4 protein-coding genes are annotated in these 3446 nt (G+C 59.6%); 2 read left to right on the forward strand and 2 right to left on the reverse strand.

The annotated features are described in order from the left end of the window. Positions 1-76 precede the first annotated feature (76 nt). Positions 77-424: a DUF6124 family protein gene (locus ACXRVY_RS23780; RefSeq protein WP_223463771.1), complete on the reverse strand. Its 348-nt coding sequence runs from the start codon at positions 422-424 to the stop codon at positions 77-79. Positions 425-1081: 657 nt separating this feature from the next. On the opposite strand from ACXRVY_RS23780, the gene ACXRVY_RS23785 reads away from it, so the two are divergent. Next, entirely contained in the window at positions 1082-1843 is a 762-nt protein-coding gene (locus tag ACXRVY_RS23785; RefSeq protein WP_458238406.1) for a metallophosphoesterase, read from the forward strand. A 68-nt stretch (positions 1844-1911) separates the two neighbouring features. On the opposite strand, the gene ACXRVY_RS23790 is transcribed toward ACXRVY_RS23785, so the two are convergent. After that, positions 1912-2934, reverse strand: coding sequence for a GlxA family transcriptional regulator (locus ACXRVY_RS23790; RefSeq protein WP_223463791.1), 1023 nt, complete (start codon positions 2932-2934; stop codon positions 1912-1914). Positions 2935-3054: 120 nt separating this feature from the next. Here ACXRVY_RS23790 and ACXRVY_RS23795 point away from each other — a divergent pair. After that, positions 3055-3446: HD domain-containing protein (locus tag ACXRVY_RS23795; RefSeq protein ID WP_458238405.1), on the forward strand; the 392-nt coding region annotated here is incomplete at its 3' end.

The following is a 3446-nucleotide window of genomic DNA, read 5'->3' on the forward strand; positions in this document are numbered from 1 at the left end:
ACATCCATGTGTCTGACACACCGCCATCGCGAGCAAGCTCGCTCCCACAGGTCTGTCGGTGATCTGGAGGTTGTGGTCAGGGCGGATCAAGCCGATCCAGCGCCCGGTTCACCGCCAGTCCCCCCAACATGATCACCTGCGCAATCCCCAGCAGTGCATTGCGGCTCGTCCCCTCCAGATGATCCACCAGATCGTTGGCCATGACGTTGGCTGAGGCCAGCGATTCACAGGCGTGCACCAGCAGGGTTTCAGTGTTGAGCCCAGGATTGACGATGAACATCGTGCTGGGCTTGCGCGGCGTCGCCATGATGTGGGTGCCGGGGTTGAGCGCGCGCTCGGCGGCCTCRTTGAGTTTGTTTGAATCAAGACTTTCGCACGGAGATGCCGGATCAGTGTCCGGGGGATCGGGTGTGACTTTGAACATAGTGAAACTCCTCGCATCGTAAAAAGGAGCCATCACTCTCACGCTACCAAACGTAGGGTGGTGGCCATACGCAGGTTGGTAGACCGGGATGCAAGGAGACCGGCGCGCCCGAAGGCACCCTGTGCATGGCCACCATAAAGCAGAGTAGAAAAACGCTGCAGATGATGACGCTTTGCACCTCACATAGCCGGGCTACCAAACCCGATCACTGTTGTTTTCCAGCGACCGGCCAACGATAAAACCCAGCCCCAAGGCGCACAAGCCGGCGGATTCTGGCGTACCTGCAGGCAACGACGCAAGGTGTTGTAGCTTTCATGAAGTAACGCTGACAGCGATTAAACACGCATGTTTAAACCATGCTGAATGACTGGATTCAAGCGACCTGCCAGCGTTGAAATCTTTCTGTAGATTCAGGAAATATCCCACGCGCTTTTAGGGTTGGCCGTCGGAAGTACGAGGTTTAATTTGACAGCGAACTGGGGCAATGGGGGTTGCACAATTATCTGGAGGTCAAGCTGGTGACCGAGTACGTCAGCGACCAGCCTTGGGGGTGGTATTTGAAGTAAACGGGCCAGCTGTGGGATTGGCGGTCACTGAAGATCAAAACTGTGGGAGCGAGCTTGCTCGCGATAGCGGCATAAGAAGCACCACAGACTCATCGCCTTGCTGTCCGACATGCACCTGTCCGTCAACACGATCCCCTTTCCCGCCGTGGATGCCGATATTGTCGTGCTCGCCGGGGACATCGCCCGGCCGGCCAAGGCCATCGAGTGGGCCAGCGCGTGCCCGGTTCCTCTGTTGTATGTGGCGGGCAATCACGAGTTTTATGGCAGTGACCTGGTCTCCACCTACGAGCAGATGAACAGCCTGGCGCAAGGTACACAGATCCACATTCTGGAACGTTCGGAGTACGTCCAAGACGGCGTGCGCTTTCTCGGTTGCACGCTGTGGTCTGACTATCGTCTGCTCGATAGCCCGGAGGATCGGGCGCTGGGCATCGATCTGGCGACCCAGCTGATCCGTGACTTCAGCCACATCAAGATCGCCCCCGATTTCCCTGACCCGTTCACGCCGGCCATTTCCCAACTGGTGTTTCTGCAGACGGTCGCCTGGCTGGAAGACTGCTTCACCCGCGACAGCAGCACACCCACGGTGGTGGTCTCGCATTTCGCCCCGACGCGGTCGAGCATCAGCCCGACCTTTGCCGGTTCGCCGATCAACTCAAGCTTTGTCTCGGACCTCGAAGCGCGGATCAAAGACTGGCAGCCGGCACTGTGGCTGCATGGCCACACCCATGGCAGCTTCGATTATCGGGTGGGCAATACCCGCGTGGTCTGCAACCCCCGGGGCTATGCCAAAAATGGCATCAATGAAAATCCTGATTTCGATGAGGCCTTGGTGATCGATCTGGAGTTCTGAGGTAACGCTCAGATCAACAGCTCCAGCGCATCGAACAGTTCGACATTCTCCGAAAGCCTCGGGCGCCCCTACCCCACGTCTGGCGCGAAACGTTGCGCGTACTCCCTGGGACTCACGCCAAGGCGCCGGACGAAAACCTTCCTCAGTACGTCAATGCTGTGATAACCGCATCGGCGTGCGACCTCCTCCATCGACCGCCCACCCAGTTCGAGCTCCCGGCACGCGGCTTCCAGCCGAACGTCTTCAACGTATTTGGCCGGGGTGGTCTGCAACTCGCGCTGAAAGATCCGGATCAAGGTTCTGACGCTGGTAGCGAAGCGGTCTGCGAGGATTTCCACGGTCAGCTGTGAACTCAGGTGCTCACTGATCCAGTGGCACAGTTCATCCAGATTTGAACCGGGCACCTGCTGCGATTGCAGGGCGACACTGAACTGCGCCTGCCCACCGGGACGGCGCAGGAACAACACCAGGTTTTTCGCGATGTCCAGCGCAACGTCATCCCCCAGGTCTTCGCTGACCAGCGCCAAGGCAAGGTCGATGCCCGCCGAGATACCGGCCGAGGTATAGACGTTGTCGTCCTTGATCCAGATCGGATTCGGATCGACCTGCACCTTGGGATAACGCTCGGCAAGATCGCGTGCCATGCGCCAGTGAGTCGTCGCCCGGCGCCCGTCCAGCAGCCCTGCGTCCGCCAAGGCAAACGCGCCGACACAGATCGAGCACACCCGTCGCACGCTTTCGGACCTCGTGCGAATCCATTCGATGGCCGCCCCGTCCAGCTGATCGATTGCTTGCCAGCCTGTCGCCACGATCAGCGTGTCGATTGCCTTGTCGGCATGCCGCTCGTGCTCGAGGGTCGTGTGCGCCATGAGCCCGATGCCGGTGCTGCTGGCCATTTGCGGGTCGACGCCCGCGCAGACCAGTTCAAGCACATAGGGCGCGAAGGCTCCGTCGTGCAGAGTGTTCGCCAGGGAAAACACCTCGGCCGGGCCGATCACGTCGAGCCCGTCGACGGGTGGCAACCCCAGAATCACCACGCGTTTTGGCATGCGGCCCCTCAATGAATGGCCAGGTTTCGTCTTGTTCATCACGGCGAGCTCCTGCTCGTTCAAGACGTCAATATTGGCACAAATCATCCGTAAATAGTCAATTGCGCCACACCGCACATCCCTAGAGTGAATGGCAAGCCAAGTTCATTCCCGGGAGGCAACATGAATACACCCATTAGCATCGGCGGCTTCAGCGCTCCAGACTCCGAGCTAGCCCGCAGAGCCGCATCGCTCGTGGAGCGCGTCCACTCCAGGGCGCTTTTGCATCATGTGCACCGGACATGGTGGTTTGCCGAATTCCTCGGCCAGCGCCGGGGTTTTCAGTACGACCGGGAAGCGGTCTACCTCGCCGCACTGCTGCACGATCTGGGGCTGACGCCCGAGTTTGCCGCCGACCAGCGCTTTGAAGTCGATGGCGCCGATGCCGCCCGTCGTTTTCTCCTGGCGAACGGTTATGCGCAGGCGAAAGCTGAACAGGTCTGGGATGCGATTGCCCTGCACTCCAGCGCCGGCATCGCCGACCGCAAACAGCCGGAAATCGCCCTGATCCATAT

The sequence above is a fragment of the Pseudomonas sp. P5_A2_2 genome (genome assembly GCF_054177685.1).